This window comes from Rhodococcus sp. 06-470-2, assembly GCF_002258235.1.
GTDB lineage: Bacteria > Actinomycetota > Actinomycetes > Mycobacteriales > Mycobacteriaceae > Rhodococcoides.
Genome location: NZ_NOYB01000050.1, coordinates 21,072 through 37,511, shown reverse-complemented (window position 1 = coordinate 37,511; position 16,440 = coordinate 21,072). Strand labels below are relative to the sequence as shown.

General features: G+C 64.0%; 17 protein-coding genes. 16 read left to right on the top strand and 1 reads right to left on the bottom strand.

Going from position 1 to position 16,440, the window contains the following annotated elements; genetic code table 11:
• Positions 1-119: 119 nt before the first annotated feature.
• A complete protein-coding gene (locus tag CH276_RS28075; protein ID WP_141214800.1) occupies positions 120-1,406 on the bottom strand; it encodes a Fic family protein in 1,287 nt (428 codons plus the stop codon).
• Between the two features lie 524 nt (positions 1,407-1,930).
• Between CH276_RS28075 and CH276_RS28070 the strand changes: the two genes are divergently transcribed.
• From CH276_RS28070 to CH276_RS27995, 16 genes are all read left to right on the top strand, one after another.
• The gene (locus CH276_RS28070) at positions 1,931-2,191 is read left to right on the top strand and encodes a hypothetical protein (protein ID WP_141214799.1); all 261 of its coding nucleotides are present in this window, start codon (positions 1,931-1,933) and stop codon (positions 2,189-2,191) included.
• Between the two features lie 107 nt (positions 2,192-2,298).
• The gene (locus CH276_RS28065) at positions 2,299-2,664 is read left to right on the top strand and encodes a hypothetical protein (RefSeq protein WP_094629955.1); all 366 of its coding nucleotides are present in this window, start codon (positions 2,299-2,301) and stop codon (positions 2,662-2,664) included.
• Positions 2,661-3,020: a hypothetical protein gene (locus CH276_RS28060; RefSeq protein ID WP_094629954.1), complete on the top strand. Its 360-nt coding sequence runs from the start codon at positions 2,661-2,663 to the stop codon at positions 3,018-3,020. Before CH276_RS28065 ends, CH276_RS28060 begins: the two co-directional genes overlap by 4 nt.
• Positions 3,021-3,022: 2 nt before the next feature.
• Positions 3,023-3,820, top strand: coding sequence for a hypothetical protein (locus CH276_RS28055; RefSeq protein WP_094629953.1), 798 nt, complete (start codon positions 3,023-3,025; stop codon positions 3,818-3,820).
• Positions 3,821-3,843: 23 nt separating this feature from the next.
• Positions 3,844-9,384 carry a hypothetical protein gene (locus tag CH276_RS28050; RefSeq protein WP_094629952.1) on the top strand — a complete coding sequence of 1,847 codons (5,541 nt, stop codon included), beginning with the start codon at positions 3,844-3,846 and terminating at the stop codon, positions 9,382-9,384.
• Positions 9,385-9,563: 179 nt separating this feature from the next.
• Positions 9,564-10,223: a hypothetical protein gene (locus CH276_RS28045; RefSeq protein WP_254924087.1), complete on the top strand. Its 660-nt coding sequence runs from the start codon at positions 9,564-9,566 to the stop codon at positions 10,221-10,223.
• 3 nt (positions 10,224-10,226) lie between these two features.
• A complete protein-coding gene (locus CH276_RS28040) occupies positions 10,227-11,795 on the top strand; it encodes a Gp37-like protein (RefSeq protein WP_094629950.1) in 1,569 nt (522 codons plus the stop codon).
• An 11-nt stretch (positions 11,796-11,806) separates the two neighbouring features.
• Positions 11,807-12,196 (top strand): phage gene 29 protein family protein, encoded by a 390-nt coding sequence (locus CH276_RS28035; protein ID WP_094629949.1) that lies wholly within the window; start codon positions 11,807-11,809, stop codon positions 12,194-12,196.
• Positions 12,193-12,720: a M23 family metallopeptidase gene (locus CH276_RS29205; RefSeq protein WP_094629948.1), complete on the top strand. Its 528-nt coding sequence runs from the start codon at positions 12,193-12,195 to the stop codon at positions 12,718-12,720. Before CH276_RS28035 ends, CH276_RS29205 begins: the two co-directional genes overlap by 4 nt.
• Positions 12,720-13,589, top strand: coding sequence for a glycoside hydrolase family 19 protein (locus CH276_RS28025; RefSeq protein WP_094629947.1), 870 nt, complete (start codon positions 12,720-12,722; stop codon positions 13,587-13,589). The genes CH276_RS29205 and CH276_RS28025 overlap by 1 nt, the downstream gene beginning before the upstream one ends.
• A complete protein-coding gene (locus CH276_RS28020; RefSeq protein WP_094629946.1) occupies positions 13,589-13,945 on the top strand; it encodes a hypothetical protein in 357 nt (118 codons plus the stop codon). The genes CH276_RS28025 and CH276_RS28020 overlap by 1 nt, the downstream gene beginning before the upstream one ends.
• Positions 13,945-14,391: a hypothetical protein gene (locus CH276_RS28015; protein WP_094629945.1), complete on the top strand. Its 447-nt coding sequence runs from the start codon at positions 13,945-13,947 to the stop codon at positions 14,389-14,391. Before CH276_RS28020 ends, CH276_RS28015 begins: the two co-directional genes overlap by 1 nt.
• Positions 14,375-14,779: a hypothetical protein gene (locus CH276_RS28010; RefSeq protein WP_141214798.1), complete on the top strand. Its 405-nt coding sequence runs from the start codon at positions 14,375-14,377 to the stop codon at positions 14,777-14,779. Before CH276_RS28015 ends, CH276_RS28010 begins: the two co-directional genes overlap by 17 nt.
• Before the next feature lie 13 nt (positions 14,780-14,792).
• A complete protein-coding gene (locus tag CH276_RS28290) occupies positions 14,793-15,848 on the top strand; it encodes a glycine-rich domain-containing protein (RefSeq protein ID WP_141214797.1) in 1,056 nt (351 codons plus the stop codon).
• A complete protein-coding gene (locus tag CH276_RS28000; RefSeq protein WP_094629942.1) occupies positions 15,848-16,120 on the top strand; it encodes a hypothetical protein in 273 nt (90 codons plus the stop codon). The genes CH276_RS28290 and CH276_RS28000 overlap by 1 nt, the downstream gene beginning before the upstream one ends.
• A complete protein-coding gene (locus CH276_RS27995; protein ID WP_094629941.1) occupies positions 16,117-16,434 on the top strand; it encodes an LtfC-like domain-containing protein in 318 nt (105 codons plus the stop codon). The genes CH276_RS28000 and CH276_RS27995 overlap by 4 nt, the downstream gene beginning before the upstream one ends.
• Positions 16,435-16,440: the final 6 nt, after the last annotated feature.

Genomic DNA, 16,440 nt, shown 5'->3' with positions numbered 1-16,440 from the left:
CCGCAACGGATGCAGCCTCCGCGCTGGCATTGGCCAACAACATCAGATCGGCGTTGATCGCACTCGGGCTCGCCACGGCTTAGCCGCCCATAACACCAAGTGTGCGCCGACGTGGTGGCTTACGGTTCATCGAACAATGTGGGTTCCTCCAACGGTGCAAGGTCGGCGAGAGACTCCGAGATCGTCGGCTCGTAAGGTGCCTCCCATGTGGGTGGGATGAATGCTTTGATAATGCTCCGCCTCGCGCGGTAGAGACGTTTGTGCTTGTCCACTAGATGCATGCGTTCGAGATCGTTCAGATCGCGAGCTGGCGTTCGGTCCCCCACCTTCGCGTAAAGCCGGGCTAGGCGTGTATTCAGTTGAATTACTTGGCGAGCAGTTATCCATTCACCATCTGGCATCGCCAGCGCTAGTTCTCGCTGTCGCGAACGAGTTTCCGTCGAGGGCTGACCACGGAACGTTTCGTACACGAAGCTTTCCCAGTGGATTTGGACGTTCTCTTCTTTCACCACCTCGATCTGCGCGCGTACCTCGTCGAGAAACCCGTCGAGCGCGTACTCGATGAACGCCACGACGTCGTGTTGGGCAGCGTCCAGTGCGAGGTAGTACCCATCACGGGTCTTGTTGTAGAAATCGGAAAGTAGATTCGTCGCCACGATGGGAACCACTCCGGACTCGGAGAGGATCTGAACTTCGATCAAGCGTGCGAGGCGACCATTTCCGTTTCCGAACGGGTGTATCCATGCTATGTACAGGTGAGCGAGGATTGCAGTGAGCATCGCGTTCACAAATTTGTCGGTGTCGGACGAGTCCGCCGTGACGGACGAGCGCATCCCATTGAGCCACCGCACGAACCGTTCCAGAAGTTCAGGAACTTCGTGTGAATCCGGGGCGAGGTACCGACCCGCACTGACGTTGTGATGGCGGATCTGGCCGGGCACGACCTCGGGTTTGTCCGGGATTCCTGCGAGGATTTGGTAGTTCAGCAGTTCCAGGCGCTGGCGAGTGACCGGCAATGTCTCACCGGATCGTAGTGCTTCGTCGATTCCGACTATGGCACCGAGAACATTTTGCACCTCGCGCTCTAGGTACTCACGGGACTTCCCAACTTTGGCGCTGCCGTTGTCGACGATGGCTTGCACTTCCGCTGCCGACAGTGTGTTTCCTTCGATCGCGGTCGTTGCTTGCACCCCGCGGGCGAGATAGATGGAGGCCATATCGTTTGCTCGCACGGGTTTCAGTGGTACCCCGGCCAGATGTTGGCATTTGCTCATCGCCTCGCCCAGTGCCAGCCATACCCCCGGCTGCAGCCGCCGCGGGTTGAACTCGAAGCTGATGAACGGATGCTGGTCCGGCCTTGTCATGCGCCAAATATACACCCACTTTCTACGTGTGCTGACCAGCAAGTAGTCACTACTTGGGGTGTTTTTCGGCAGTTTTCTCGTCCATTTCGGAGGAAGATGCCGGGCTAGCGTCCGCGCCCGTCGAAGCTGGAGTCGGTGCAGTCGCCGGTCATGGGCGGTGTGAAGACCACCTGGCCACACTCACGGCAGGTGTGCGTCCTGTGGTGGTGGATCTCGCAGGAGCAGACCTGTGACCCGACGAGCACTCGACCGCCGCGTAACTCGTGACCTCGCGGGCAGTGCGCAGGTGCGGGCTCGGCCCATCTGTCACCGATCCGGTACAGCTCCACCATGCCTCCCGAACGTAAGCGCGGGGCTCGGTTCGGCTTCCCTTCCGAACTTCGCCCCGCTGCCCACAATCTAACAGAAATCGAACACCTGTGCGAAACGCATAGGTGTTTTTTCATGCCCGAAAACGGGCTCACAGATCCCAACCCTCGGGAGGTGTCGCCATGCTCTGGCGGCTCATCGAGCTCGCGCTGTTCGGCGCGGTGCTCATTGCAATCGAACGAACAAGGAGAACAGCCATGGCTGTAGGACCCGAAGTAACTGCCGCGCTCGCCGAACTGGACGTGCGGATCAAGGCCGAGGCGGACCAGCGTGCCGCCGAGGTCATCGAAGCCGTCGGCGCGGACGCGGAGACGGCCGAGCTGATTCGCAGCAAGTTCGGCGCGGTCGCCGCGATCGTCCCGGACGCATCGACCGAGACCGAGACCGAGACCGAGACCGGCACCGAAGCCGGAACGGAGACCGGCGAGATCGGCACCGAGGGCGAATCCACCCTCTGACGCATTCGCGTCACTCACACCACCGGGCAGGCGGAGATCGGCGGTCGACCGCCTGTCCGGTGTTCCAGACCGCCACAACGGCCGCCAACACAGAAGGAGGCTCCCTAATGGGAACCACGAAGACGGAAACCATGAAGACGTTTGCCCCCGCGGGCGAGTTCACCCCGACCGATCTGGTCGCACCGGACGGCCGCAAATTCACCGCCGGATCGCTCCCGGAGTACAACGAGCTTGTCGCCCAGGGTTACTCGGTCGCACCGGCAACCGATGCACCGGAGCAGACCGACGAAGCGACCACGCAGCCCGACTTCGCGCCGCTCACGTCTGCCGCACCGCCCGTGACCGACGAGGCCAAGGCTCTCGCGGCCGATCCCGACGCAGTGTCGGCCGACGCCACCCCGGCGGAGCCGGTCGCAGATGCGACGCCGGCCACGGGCAAGGCGTCCGCTCGTCGTGACGGCGGTGCCAAGTGAGCGACTCCGCAGACGTTCGCAGCATCGCCAGCAAGGGCACGGTTCGCCAGTACGGAACCGATGCGCGCGCCGCCAAGGATCCGTTCGCGTTCGCCCTACCGGGCAGCCCTGAGTTCTCGGTGCCCGAGCCGGACGCCGGAACGGTGATGGACATCGAAGAGGCGAAGACGTCTCGGCAGGTGCTCAAGCTCTTCCTCGGCGACGACTACCCGAACCTCGTCGAGTACCTCGAGCCCCTCCATCCGGACGTGCTCGTCGATCTCGCGCAGGACATCTCGCGACACTTCGGCCTCTTCGACACCGACGCCGCGGGCAATCGCGCTGATCGGCGTCGTCGAGACCGTCACCGCCGCTGACGATGAACGATGACGAGAACGGGTCGTCGTTCTTCGAGACTCTGGTTTCGGAGGCCGTCGGCCCGTTCTTCGTCGAGATCGCCGACGCGCCGGACATAGTCGTCGACGTTCCGCCATCCGACGCCGTTGCCGAGCTCGATCTGGTCACCTCGGTCACCGCACAGCTCGACATTCTCGTCGGCGAAGACGTCGCAGACCAGATTCTCGACCACTTCGACACACTGCCGGCGTCGGCGCTCACCGATCTGGTCGACGACATTCGCGAGCACTTCGGGATCCTCGTGGCACCGGACATCGGCTGGACCGAGCTGATCGGCGAGATCGACAAGTACGGCGTCGACATCGAGCGCGACCTGATGAACATCCCGAACGCACCGCGCCTGTACGACTGGATTCGGGATCACCGCAACACGCCGTGGAACCTGCTGACCCGCATGCTGACCCGCATGCCCGAGGGCGGTTGGTACCTCGCCGCGATCGGTAGCGATCTCGACCGCGCGCAGAAGCAACTCGCGATGGAAGCCGACGGCGAGATCTCATCGCCCTCTCGGCGGCCGTCGCTCGTCGGCTGGACCTCGGAACGCGAGAAGCAGACCGAGATCGTCGAAACACTCCGACGAGTCGAGCACGGGATCTGGGCCGCTTCGCCGAAGTTCAAGGGCAAGGGCGGCCGACCCCCGAAGAACCTGTTGCGACCACTCACCGCGCGCGCCCGTGCGGAAGAGCTGCGCACCTTCGCCGATCACGACGAGATCGGCGCGCAGGTGCTGGGCAGTCGCTACAAGCCAATTCTGGCCTGACCTTACGTAGGGGGTGCGTGCTTGTGACGAGTCTGCAGGGCGGCGAGACCTACATCAACGTCATGCCGTCGATGGATGGCTACTTCAAGCGCGTACGTACCGCGGTGAAGAACAACAAGGTCACCCAGCACGTCGACGTCGATCTCGACCGGAAGTCGCTCAACAAGGCGCGGGCTGAACTCGACAAATCGATGAAAGACGCTGCGGCAGCACGTAAGAAGGATGCTGCTGCCGCCGGATCGGTCATTGCGGCAGAGAAGCAACTGCTCGCATTGCGCCAGAAGGACACCGCCGACGCCACTCGTCTCGCTGCTGCCGAGGCGAAGGTGGCCAAGGCCAAGCGCGACAGTCATTCCGCAGCAACGGCATTGAATGCGGCCGAGGCGAAGCGTTCGTCGACGAGCAATCGGGTCTCGCGCATCGAAACCAAGCTCGATACCCGGCGCGCTGAGTCCGACAGTGATTCGTTCCTGCAGCGGATCGGCGCGAAGTTCGGCCGCGGCGGCGAAGCTGTGGGCGCGACATTCGTCAGCGGCATCAGCAAGGCAGTGAACTCGAACTCGGCCGGTAGCAACGAAGGTCGAGGATTCATCGCGGGCTTCGCCTCCGCCATCGGCACCGGCATGCGCGCGACCGTGGCGGGCTTCGCGGTGGCAAGTAGCGCCGCGAACTCCATGATCCGAAATGTCAGCACCACAGCTCTGGTCATCGGTCTCGCCGCCCGCGCAGCACGCGGATTCGGCATGGCCATGCTCGCAAGCTCGGTAGCCGTCCGGGCCATCTCGGGAGCGGGTTTGGTCCGGCTCGCGGGCGTACTCCGGCTCGCCGCCCGAGCGGCCGGAATCCTGGCCCGCGACATCGGCAGGGTGACCGCTGCCTTGTTGGTGATGGCCGCAGTCGCACGCGTGACCTCAATGCTCACACGTCTGGGCAGAACGCTCGGCATGGTCACGGTCGGATCGGCAGCCGCACTCGGCGCTGTGGCTGCCCTCGGGTCGGTCGTAGCCAACTTCGTGGCAGGACCGATGGTTCAGGGCCTGACTGCCATTGCAGCCGCAATGGGTACCGTGGCGGCGGCGGCGGCGGGAATCCTGGGCCCCGCGATCGCAGTCGCCGGTATCGCGTTCTCGGGGCTGTCGGCCGGCGCGAAGGCGTGGACCGATTCGCAGAAGGCGATCGATACCGGATCGTCGAAGACGGCATCGGCGGCCAAGGCAGTCGAGAGCGCGCAGAAGTCTCAGGCCCGTACGGCCGAGCAGGGTGCCCGTCAGATCGTCGAGGCCGAGAAAGATGTCGTCGACGCTCAGGAGGACGTCAAGGACGCCCAGGACGATGTCAACAAGGCGCGGCAGGAAGCAACCCGCGATGCAGCGGGCTATTCCCGCAGCCTGAAGGGCCTTGCGCTCGACGAGGAGGGCGCATCGCTCTCGCTCGCCGAGGCGCAGAAGACTCTCCGTGAAACCCTGGCCGATCCCGAGGCCGACAATCTCGATCGCTGGCGTGCGAATCTCGGCGTCCGCGAGGCCGAGCAAGCGTTCGAGGAGATCAAAGCCTCGAGCGAGCAGGAGCGCGCGGAAATATCCGACGCTCAGGCGAAGGGCATCGAGGGCTCGGACAAGGTAGTCGACGCCAAGAATCGTGAGGTCGACGCGCAGCAGCGATTGAGTGATGCGCAAACCAATCTCGCGCAGACTCAGAAGGACGTCGCTCAGGCCAACGTCGACGCTGCAGAGGCAGTGGCTGATGCGTACGCGTCGATGGCCGAAGCGCAGTCCGGTGGTGCCGTAGATCCGTTCGACGCGATGATCGGCGAGCGCATGTCGCCGATGATGACGGCGTTCAAGGACATGCGCCACGAGATCACCGACAAGTTCAGCGGCGCGATGGTCGGCGCATTCGGGAAAATGGGCGGCCTGCTCGGCACACTGACACCGCAATTGGGCGGGTTGGCAACCACTCTCGGCACCATCGGGTCGAAGGTTGTCGATGCCCTCAGTAGCCCGGAAGCGATCGACGGGCTGAACCGCATGATCGCGGGGTCGAAGGCGTTCTTCGACAACTTCACCGGCGACAAGAACGGTATCGGGAACCTGTTCTCGGGCCTGATCCAGGTGCTCGGCACTGCAGCCGAAACCTTCGCCGGCACAGGCGCAACCATCAACGATTTCCTGTTCAGCATCGGCGAGCGACTCAAGGGCATTTCGGCCGACGACCTCAAGGATTCTCTTGCGGGAATAGGCTCGACCTTCCAATCCATCGGCAATGTCGTAGGACCGCTGTTCGACCTGATGAGGCAGTTCGGCGGCGAAGCGGCATCGGGGTTGGCACCGGGGTTCGCGGCCATGGGCAAGGCGATCAGCGACTCGATCCCGGGCCTGATGGACATGGCTCGCGTCCTGATGCCCGCACTGGGTCAGGCGCTCGTCAACCTCGCCCCTGTCCTTCCGGCACTGGTGTCGGCGTTCTCGCCATGGGCGGAGATCCTTGCGGTCCTCGCTCCCATCATCGCGACGGTCCTGACGAACCTCGCGCCGATGGCACCGCTACTGCTGGGAATTGTTACCGCGGTCAAGCTCATCGGCATCTCGCTGACGATCTGGAACGCGGCAATGTTCGGCGCGTCGGTTGCACAGGGAGTCTTCGCTGCAGCGACCGGTCGGTCGGCAGCATCACTGGGTGCCAACACCGTTGCACTGGCCGCGCATCGAGTCGCATTGCTGGCCGGAACGGTCGCACAGACGGCGTGGAACGCGGTGACGAACTTCGGCATCGTCACATCCATTCGCGCTGCAGCAGCGTGGGTAGCGAGCAAGGCGGTCATGGTCGCAACGTCGGTTGCGACCGGCATCGCGACGGCGGCGCAGTGGGCACTCAACGCTGCGCTGTCTGCAAACCCGATCGGGCTCATCATTGCCCTGCTGGCAGGTCTGGTGGCTGCGGTCGTTCTCGCCTACAAGAACAGCGAGACATTCCGTTCCATCGTGCAGGCGGCATGGAAGGGCATCCAGGATGCCGTGTCATGGGCGTGGGAGAACGTTCTCAAGCCCTACCTCGGATTCCTCATGGATCGCCTGCGGGAACTCGGAACCGTCGTGTCATGGCTGTACGACAACATCGTCAAGCCCTACTTCGAGTTCATCGGCTCCGTCATCTCCAGCGTCGTCGATGGCGCGATGAGTGCATTCGATGCGTTCATGGGCGGGCTGCAGAAGGTCGGCGACTTCGTGAAGTCGGTTGCCGGCGGAATCGAGTCCGCATGGAACTCGGTGCGTGGATACCTGGCGAAGCCGGTCAATTTCATGATCGACACGGTGTTCAACAACGGCATCCTCAAGGCGTGGAATGCCATTGCGGGATTCCTGCCCGGCATCGAGCCGATGATGCCGCTGGCAACCATCCCCGAGTACGCAAAGGGCGGTCAACTCCGCGGCCCCGGCACGGGCACCTCGGACGACATCCTGATGTGGGGATCGAACGACGAGCACATGGTCACCGCCAAGGAGGTCGATCGCGCAGGCGGGCACAACGTCGTCTACGCAATTCGCGACATGATCGCGCGCGGAATCCCATTCACGTGGGACAACGGGCAGATCGTGCGAAAGCTGGGACGGGACAACCTCGACCGCTACGGTGCCGAGGTCGCACTCAAGGGAATCGGCAACGCTGATCCTGCGGGGATGTTCCAGCAACTGCTCCCGAGGTACAAGGACGGCGGCGCGATTCGCGCCGGCGCTCCGTGGGAGAAGGCGCTCGAGGGTGGCCACGAGTTCGCCAAGGCGCACCACGGCGACCCCTACGCCTGGGGTGAATGGGACTGCTCGGCATTCATGTCGCGGGTGGCCGACAAGATCCTCGGCGGCACCGGAGAGAAGAATTGGTTCACCGGCAGCTTCCCCGGAACCCAGCCATGGGTGAAGGGGCTCGGTAAGGGCATGTCCGTGGGCGTTCACGACGACCCGGGTGGACCCGGTGGTGGACACACTGCAGGCACACTCTCGGCGGCGGGGCCGTACGCGACCGCCAACATCGAATCGGGCGGCAGTCCGTCGATGGTCAAGTACGCGATCGGTGCCGCGGGTGCGGACAGTGCCCAGTTCCAGGGCGTCACTCCCGGCCAGTATCACCTCGCCATCGGCGCGGACGGTTCGTTCGAGTCCGGTGGGTTGACTGGCGGTGGGCCGACAGCGCAGAACAAGGCGTCGTTCCTGCAGTCGAAGATCGCCGACGTCATGGACAAGGCGCTCAATCCGATCAAGGACACGATCGCAGCGGCTATCGGATCGCCCCCGCCCGAGTATCTCGGCATCCCGCCCAAGTACCTCGATGCGGGACGCGACAAGGCGTCGGGATTCCTGGCTGACACCGCGCTGAACCTCGGAGACAAGCTCTCCGAGGCGTGGGACAAGGCCAAGGATATCGGCAACGTGCTCACCGGCGGACTTTTCCGAGACCGCGGTGGATGGATCCCCGGGGGTCGCTCACTCGTGAACAACGAGACGGGCAAACCCGAGGCAATCCTGAACTGGGAGCAAGTGTTTGCACTTCGTGACCTGTTCATGAAGGGCGATTTCGCGGGAGTTCTCGGCGGTAAGGCGCTACCCCAGGCCGACCCCGCTGCGGGAACTGCAGCCAGTGACCAGGCGGCTGCCACCGCGGCGACGTACGGCGCGGAAGCCAAGAACGCGTTCGACGTCGACTGGCTCGGCGTCGGTGCGCAGATCGGCACCTCGCTGTTCGCCGAATGGGGCAACGACCTGTTCGGTATGGGCGGGTTCGACGGCCCGTTCAAGGGGATGTCGCTCGTCGACGACGGCGGCAGAAGCAACCGTAACGAGGCATCGTACGACCAATCGCCCACGGGCCCGGCCGACGTGACCACGAGTGCGCCGACGCAGACACCTGCGCCGACGGCCTCGCCGGTCACCCCGACCGCTCCTGTCGACGAGAAGCCGGCCGAATCTGCCTCGGTGGTCGACAAAGTCAAGGCGGCATTCAAGCCGTACGGCTGGGACAGCGGCGAGCAATGGGCCGCTGCCGACTGGATCATCGGCAAGGAATCGAGCTGGAACCCGCTCGCGCGCAACCCATCGTCGGGTGCGTTCAGCCTGTTCCAATTCCTCGGCTCGACCAAGGACCAATACCTGCCGGACGAGAACCCGGACGCGTACGTCCAAGGAAAGGCCGGCGCGAAGTACATCAAGGACCGCTACGGCGATCCGCTTGCTGCCAAGTCGTTCTGGGAGAAGAACAACTGGTACGACCAGGGCGGCCGAGCAACCGGCAAGGGCTTCATGCTCAAGAACGTCATCCACCCCGAGCGCGTTCTCTCGCCTCGGCAGACGGAGGCGTTCGAGCAGCTCGTGCCGATGCTCGATCAGATGCAACTCGCGACCACCGCGCCCGGCGACGTCCTGTCGCAGTCCAGCCGTAATTCGCTCGAGTACGCACCCGTCAAGGGCGGGGCGACGTACAACGTGCAAGGAAGGGTGGATCGAGAAACCATGCGAGAACTGGGTATTCACGAGCGTCAGGACTCGCGCAAGTACACATCGAGGAATCGATGACGTCGATGCGGGAGTCAATCGCTCTGCGAGGACTCGATGGTTCCTATTGGCCGCTGGGCGGGCCGGGGCGCACCGACCGGGATGCGTGGATCGTTCACGGTCTCACCGGTGTGTTCTCGGCCCCGCCCGAGACGTCGGTCCGGACGTCTCGGGCTTACCAGATTGGCTCGACTCCCCGTATGACGAAGATCGAGGAGCGCCTGGTCGACTTCAAGGTTCGCCTCGAAGGTCGAACCAGGCGCGACCTCGAAGAGTTGCGCGTCGCATGGGAGTCGAGCTGGTCGACGAAAGCCGACAACGAGTTCGTCACACGGTCTGAGGTCTACGGCGAACGCACTCTGCGGTTGCGGCTGGATCGGCCCATCGAGCTCGATGTCGATTCGTTCAACATGCAGTCCACGCGCATGGAGCTCGAGATGGTCACTGTCGCGTGCTGGCCGTACCTGGGATCGACGGTCGACACGATCTCGAAGAGTTTCGGGGGCGGTACCACCAACCTCCTATACGAGATCGACAACCCGACCGACGTCCCGCTGTGGCTCGAATGGGAGGGCAGCCCGATCATGTCCGCCCAGCTTCCCGATGCCCTGACGGGCCGCATGGTCCCGATCCCGGCGCAGGCCAGCGTCTGGAAGGTACGCACCCGCAAGACGTTCGAGACCCTGTCGTCGGCAGCCACTCCGCCGGTCAACGAGTGGAAGAAGATGCGCGGCGTCTCGTTTCTCGCCGAGATCCCACCGCGCACGCCACCGACCACTGTCCCGGTCGTCGTCACGGCGTCTGCACCGGGAACGCTGCGCTGCGTCATGCGCCGCAACCACAAAATGCCTTGGGGGTGATCCGTGACCGCTGCACTGGATGAGGGCGTACGGATCATCAACGAGCGGTTCGCCGCCGACGAGGAAGCGCTCAATGCGCCTCCGCTGATCCATATTCGAGACAAGTCGCTGGCGTTCGTGGGCGTCATCGAAGGCCAGGACCAGTGGTCCTGGGAGGACATCTGCAACGACGCTGGCGAGGCGTGGGTCGACATGCCCGCCGAGGACGACCTGTCGATCTGGTTGCTCGAGCAGCCCGTGGACGCGGACATCTTCCTGGTGTTCGAGACGAAGTGGAAGCGCGAGACCTACAAGGTCGTCGACATCGAGACCGACCGCACCGAGGACGGCGTCGAGATCGTTCGGCCCGTCGCGCTGCACATCTTCGACGAGACCAAGCATATCCAGTGCTGGCCGAACACCATGGCCCCCTTGGCCGTTCAAGCACCGAAGGTGGACCTGCAGGCCGGTAACGCGATCAGCGTGATCAAGGGGTTTGCGCACCGCAACCTCTGGCGCGAGCAGGCGATGTTCTGGATTCCCGGATTCGACATCTGGTCACCGTCGAACTGGCAGTTCAACTTTCGTAATGCCGATTGGCCGATGGTGATGCTGCCGTTGCTGGAGAACGAGAAGAAGTCGATGTGGACTGTTCTCGGCTCGCGGATGGACAACTTCTACGACCTGGTCAAGCCGACGCTCGAGGATGCCGGTCTACAGCTCGTCGCGAAGCTCTGGCTTCCCGGCGACAATCAGCCCGCGCCCAACCATATGACGCTCGACCGACCGACGATCTGCTTCAACGTCATTCAGCGCAAACCGGTCTCGGGCATTACGGGAACCATCTTCGATGCGCTGCTCGACCTGATTCGCATCATCTTCCCGGACGGCACCACCGAGGACGTCACGATCGCGGACCCGAACGACAACCCGTCCGCGATCGATGCCGACACCCCATGGGTGATCTGGCGCAAGGATCAGCACCTCGGCCTGCGGTCGAAGATGACAATTCACAAGCCCCAAGAGCACACAATTACCACAGGGGGGAAATCACCCGACGCTATCAATAGTGGTGCCAAGCTCATTTCCAACATCCTCCTGGGCATGCTCGGGCAGCTCATCGGCATGCCATGGCTGACCCTCGGCATCTTCGACAAGGCCGTCGAGGACGTAATTCTCGCCTGGGCGATCTTCACGGACTTCAATCGAAAAGCCGCGATGGGCCGCTACTCGCACAAGTCGGGATTCGAGTCCGGCGGGGGAGTGGCCGTCTCGCCATCCGGCCTGCAGACCGGCCGCGTCGGACTGTTCAAGGCTCGTGGCTACGTCAGCTTCGCCGCGGATGTCGACGACGGGTCGCCGTACGTCCTGGGTAAGCACGTCGACGTCGGTCAGCACTGCGGCTTCGAGGTCGCGGACAAGATCTGGCTGTCGAACATCGCCAGCGCGAAACAGTCCGGATCTCGCACCGAAGCGCCGATGTGGACGATCTCGGTCGGCGACTACCGGCAACAGGAGCCGCCCGGCACGATCGCGCTCCGCCATCTCGAAACCTTTTCTGGCGCATTGCGTCAGCACGCCAGCTCAACGTAAGGAGAACTCCCGTGGTCGACATCGCCGCCGAGATGCCCGAGGGAATGCACCCGCTCGCTCACGTCTTCATGCACCCGCCGAGCAACGGCGAGGACTCCCCGCCGATGGTGTTCGAGCCGGACACGATGAACTCTCTCGGTCGCCATCTCGAGCGCCTGGGATTTGCGCAGGTGCGAGAGTCACTGGACCGCTACGACCCGCCGAAGGCAGGCCCGATCCACCCGCACAATCCTGGAAAGTGGACTGCGAAGTCGAGGCCCGAGCCGACCGTCGCAGTGGACCCGCTCGCGCAGGCCAAGGCCAAGGTCGACGCGCTCTCACCTGCCGACCGCGCAGCGTACGTCCAGGATCTGCTCACATCGTATGGCGGGCCCGAGCCCGAACCGGAGGTAACCGAATGACCAGATATCTACCCGTCGAGTTCGGGTTCTTTGTCACCGACACTTTCGGCTACCAACAGTGGCGCGGCGGCACGCACTGGGGCAACGACTATGGGCGCGAGGGCGGTTCGGGTGGTCGGCCGATCTACGCGGCGCAGGGCGGCACCGTCACCAAGGCGGGCCCGGCGTCGGGATTCGGTCAATGGATCTGCATCGACCACCCGACGGCCGACGGATCGGGTCTGACGGTCTACGGCCACATCATCCCCGAGGTCCGCGTCGGTCAGCGCGTCGAGGCCGGCCAACGTATCGGGTACATCAATCCCGATTCGCGCAGTAACGGGGGAGTAGCGCCGCACCTACATTTCGAGGTGCATCGCTCTGTGTGGGTACCCCCGGGGCCTGACCGGCTCGACCCCACTCCGTGGCTCGCAGGCGCGCTGTGGCCCGGGCAGCCTGCACCGCCGCCCATTCCGGTCCCGGCCACCTCCGACGACGACGCTCTGTGGTCGGAGATTCTCACGCAACTGATCGGAGCGCACTGATGGACGCAGTAACACTCGCAAAGGCGATGGACAACCGCGTCTCGATGGCCCGATACGAGGAACTCGCACCGGCGTTCAACCGCGCTCTGATCCAAGCCGGGTGCAACACCGTCCTACGAGTCACGATGTGGTGCAGCCAGATCGGGCACGAGTCCGGTGGCCTGAAGTGGATGGAGGAGATCGCAGACGGGTCCGCGTACGAGGGTCGCCGAGATCTCGGCAACACCCAACCGGGCGACGGGAAGCGATTCAAGGGGCGCGGCCCGATTCAGGTGACCGGCCGTAACAACTACGCACGGCTGTCCGCCTGGGCGCACAGCAAGGGCATCGTCGACACCCCAACGAAGTTCGTCGATGAACCGACTCTGCTCTCGCAGCCGGACTTCGGATTCCTCGGCGCGGTTTGGTATTGGACCGTGGCGCGGCCGCAAATGAACCAGCTCGCCGATGATCAGCTACTCGTCGCGGCCACACAAGCGGTCAACGGCGGCCAGAACGGGATCGACGACCGCCGCAAGTTCTACTACCGCGCGCTCGCACTCGGCGACGCGCTTCTCCCGACACCACCGAAAGAGGTAATCGACGTGAGTGACGCATCTGCAGTAGCTGGACAGTTCTTCGGCCCCGACGGCAAGGGGTTCGACATCCTCGGCCACGCCGTCGAGACCGACCCCGCACGAAACCGATTCCTCACCGAGGCAGTCGCGGTCATCCTCACCCAGCTCGCGGGTGGACCGAACTTCGAGGGCTGGGAGCAGCTCGGCGACGGCAAGGACTCCGCTGTTCCGCGCCGCACCCTCGTCGATGGCATCGCGCATGTGAAGCGCCAGAACGACGAGATCCTCGCGCTCCTGAAGGGTGGCAAGTGATGACACTTCTCGCGAAGCTGCGCGCGTACGAGCCGATTCGGCTGTATGTCTACCCATTGCTGGTCATTCTCGTCGGAATTCTGGTGACGCGCGGCGTCATCGACGGAGCCACTGCTGACCTGATCCGCGGACTCCTCGAGGCGCTGGCGGTTGGCGTCCTCGGCGTCAGCGCGGCGGAGGCCGCACGCGCTCAGGTGACACCCGAGGCCAAGGTGATCGAGCTCGGCACCGCGGTCGCGGCCGATGCGATCGACGCCGTCAGGAACGGCCGCGAGGTCGACGTGCAGGCGATCCTGCGAGCTGCGCGCGAGGCTGGGACGTACTTCGGTAACCGCGGCGAACACCAGGCGGGTTGATGCCGCGCAAGCTGATCCCCAAGCCGATCCACCTGGGGGAAACGGCGACCGCGTGGATCAAGTTCACCATCCTGTGGACGGTCACCCTGCGCGGGCTCGACTACCTGACCGGCGTGACGGGACCGGTAGCCAGCCTCGGTGTCGTCGAGCGCGCTGCGCCGCTGTGGCTTTGGGGGCTGATCCTGCTGTCGTCCAGTCTCATCGCTGTAGTCGGAACCTTCACCGGCTTCCGGTCACTCCTGATTGCCGGGCACCTCGCCGCGGGTCTCACGATGATGGCCCTCGGCTTCGGGCAGCTTCTGGTCGTCATCAGCCCCGAAGGTATCTCCGGATACCGCACCGGTGCCGGGATCATCGGCGGCGGAATCCTTCATTGGGTGATCGCATTCTCAGCCTGGTCGCAGGTGAAGGTCGAAGGGATGGTGGTCGATGATGCCACCTCCTGAAGTTCCGCAGCACGTTTACGAGAATCCTCTGGTCATCTACGCCTTCATAGGACTCCTTCTGCTGTCGGTCGCCGTGCTGATGTCGAAGAAGCTGCAGGAACTTCTCGGCCCGGTCGGTCGCTACATCGGCGAACGGCAACTGCGTCAGCTCGAGCGCCGGCGCAAGTCGCTGGAGGCGCAGGGCCATCTGGACGACCTCCGATTTCAGCAGCAGGAAGTGCGAATTGCGTTCTTGGAGAACGAACTCAAAGAGGAGCGAGAAGAGAAGGCGCAGTACGCCGATCAGGCGCGGGAACTCTCGCGCCAGTTGGCCGACGTCCAACGCCAGCTCGACGCGCTGAAAGACGAAGTGGCCGCCACTCGGCGAGCTGTCGAAGGACGTACCTAGCAGGAGGTGACCGATGACCTCACCGGACTATTACAACCCCGGGCAGCCGAACACCGGCTGGGGTGACGTGTCGGAGATGTCGACGTCGTTCGTCAACGAGGGCCTGATTCCGATCTTCATGCGCGCGTTGACCGGTGGACTGTTCAGCACCCTCGGAGGCGCTCAGGCGTACACCGCCGAGCAGTACGCCACGATGAACGATCACACGCAGCAGATCACCGCGCTGGTCGAGGCATTCGACCAGCTCACCTTGCAGGGCAACGCGATCGTGTTCAACAGCAACAACACCTGGTACCCGTCGCCGAAGCTAGTTTCGGCGGACGTTGTGATACTCGGTGGCGGTGGTGGCGGTGGTGCCGGATCAAGCGGTGCATACAACAATGCTGGCGCTGGCGGTGGTGGCGGTGGTGGAACTGTCGTTACGAACATCCCGGCATCTTTCTTGCCAAAGACCGGAGATGTATTTAACGGTGTGCCCATCTCCATCGGCGCTGGCGGTGCCGCGGGCGTAACCAGCAAGGCGGTTGGGTCTGGTGGGGGAAATTCCACGATTGCAAATTACTTAACCGCAGGTGGCGGCGGCGGTGGCGGCGGTGCTGACACCAACACCGGTGCCCCTGGCGGAGCTGGGGGTGCCGGTGCGCCGCGTGGCGGCACAGGAGGGCAGGGCAGCGGTTTTGTCAGCGACGTTCGATTGCCGGGACAGCCTGGCGGGGACTCGATTTCCGAGTACAGCCTTGCAGGTGGTGGCGGAGGCGGCGGCGGTGGCGCGGGCGACAATACGGGAGGGCCAACTGCGCATGGAAGGGGTGGGCAAGGCGGGATTTCCCCCGGCGGCACGACGCCTGGGCAGGCAGGTACCCCTCCCAGTAGCGCGGTAACTACGGGCGGCGGCGGTGGCGCGGGTGGACCTGCTGGATCTTCTCTGGCACCTGGCGGTGCTGGTGCGTACCCATCGGGCGGTGGTGGCGGTGGAGCCGTTCGGGGCGGCACGGCTTTTGGTGGCTCATTCTCTGCTGGCGGTATCGGCGCAGCGGGTCGCATCTACATTATTGAGAGGTTCATCTGATGCTCACAGCTACTCGGATCGGAACTGACATCGGCGGCTATGCCGGTGTTGCACACCATTATCGACTGTCGGAACCACTCGATGGACACGATCTCGTCGTCGTGTTCGCCGTCGACATGCCCGGCACCCAACACGACGAAACCGTGATCGTCGGAGCTCGAGAAGACGGGTCTGCTCACCTGATGAACCGGCTCCCCGGCTCCCTGGTCGGCTGGGCTGACCACGGCAAGGCGCTACGCCTGGCGGGGTACGAGGAGGTCATCGAACGATGAGCGGCCTCGGATTCGCGCCCTCGCGGGGGATTCCCCTGTATCTGTCGAACTCTCAGGACTTCCTCCACGAGGAGGAGCATCCGACCGGTCAGTGGCCTGCGGGCACCTCGGCCCGGATTGCGTTCGACGGTGGCCCGGTGTGGTCGGCGGCGATCGACGGCAAGATCGTTCGCTGGCGGGTCGAGTCCACCGGCACGACTTCGGCGCTGGTGCCCAACGGCACCAAGTACCGCGCATTCCTCACCATCCCGCGCGACGGCGGGCTCACCGACGACTGGCTGTGGTTTCTCGGCCAGGTCCAACGAACTGACTAGGAGTCG

What these genes read in the sequence shown, in the direction of transcription:
- CH276_RS28070 (WP_141214799.1), top strand. Translation starts at nt 1,931, where the DNA reads ATGGCTGTAGGACCCGAAGTAACTGCCGCGCTCGCCGAACTGGACGTG.
- CH276_RS28065 (WP_094629955.1), top strand. Translation starts at nt 2,299, where the DNA reads ATGGGAACCACGAAGACGGAAACCATGAAGACGTTTGCCCCCGCGGGC.
- CH276_RS28055 (WP_094629953.1), top strand. Translation starts at nt 3,023, where the DNA reads ATGAACGATGACGAGAACGGGTCGTCGTTCTTCGAGACTCTGGTTTCG.
- CH276_RS28045 (WP_254924087.1), top strand. Translation starts at nt 9,564, where the DNA reads ATGACGAAGATCGAGGAGCGCCTGGTCGACTTCAAGGTTCGCCTCGAA.
- CH276_RS29205 (WP_094629948.1), top strand. Translation starts at nt 12,193, where the DNA reads ATGACCAGATATCTACCCGTCGAGTTCGGGTTCTTTGTCACCGACACT.
- CH276_RS28025 (WP_094629947.1), top strand. Translation starts at nt 12,720, where the DNA reads ATGGACGCAGTAACACTCGCAAAGGCGATGGACAACCGCGTCTCGATG.
- CH276_RS28020 (WP_094629946.1), top strand. Translation starts at nt 13,589, where the DNA reads ATGACACTTCTCGCGAAGCTGCGCGCGTACGAGCCGATTCGGCTGTAT.
- CH276_RS28015 (WP_094629945.1), top strand. Translation starts at nt 13,945, where the DNA reads ATGCCGCGCAAGCTGATCCCCAAGCCGATCCACCTGGGGGAAACGGCG.
- CH276_RS28010 (WP_141214798.1), top strand. Translation starts at nt 14,375, where the DNA reads ATGATGCCACCTCCTGAAGTTCCGCAGCACGTTTACGAGAATCCTCTG.
- CH276_RS28290 (WP_141214797.1), top strand. Translation starts at nt 14,793, where the DNA reads ATGACCTCACCGGACTATTACAACCCCGGGCAGCCGAACACCGGCTGG.
- CH276_RS28000 (WP_094629942.1), top strand. Translation starts at nt 15,848, where the DNA reads ATGCTCACAGCTACTCGGATCGGAACTGACATCGGCGGCTATGCCGGT.
- CH276_RS27995 (WP_094629941.1), top strand. Translation starts at nt 16,117, where the DNA reads ATGAGCGGCCTCGGATTCGCGCCCTCGCGGGGGATTCCCCTGTATCTG.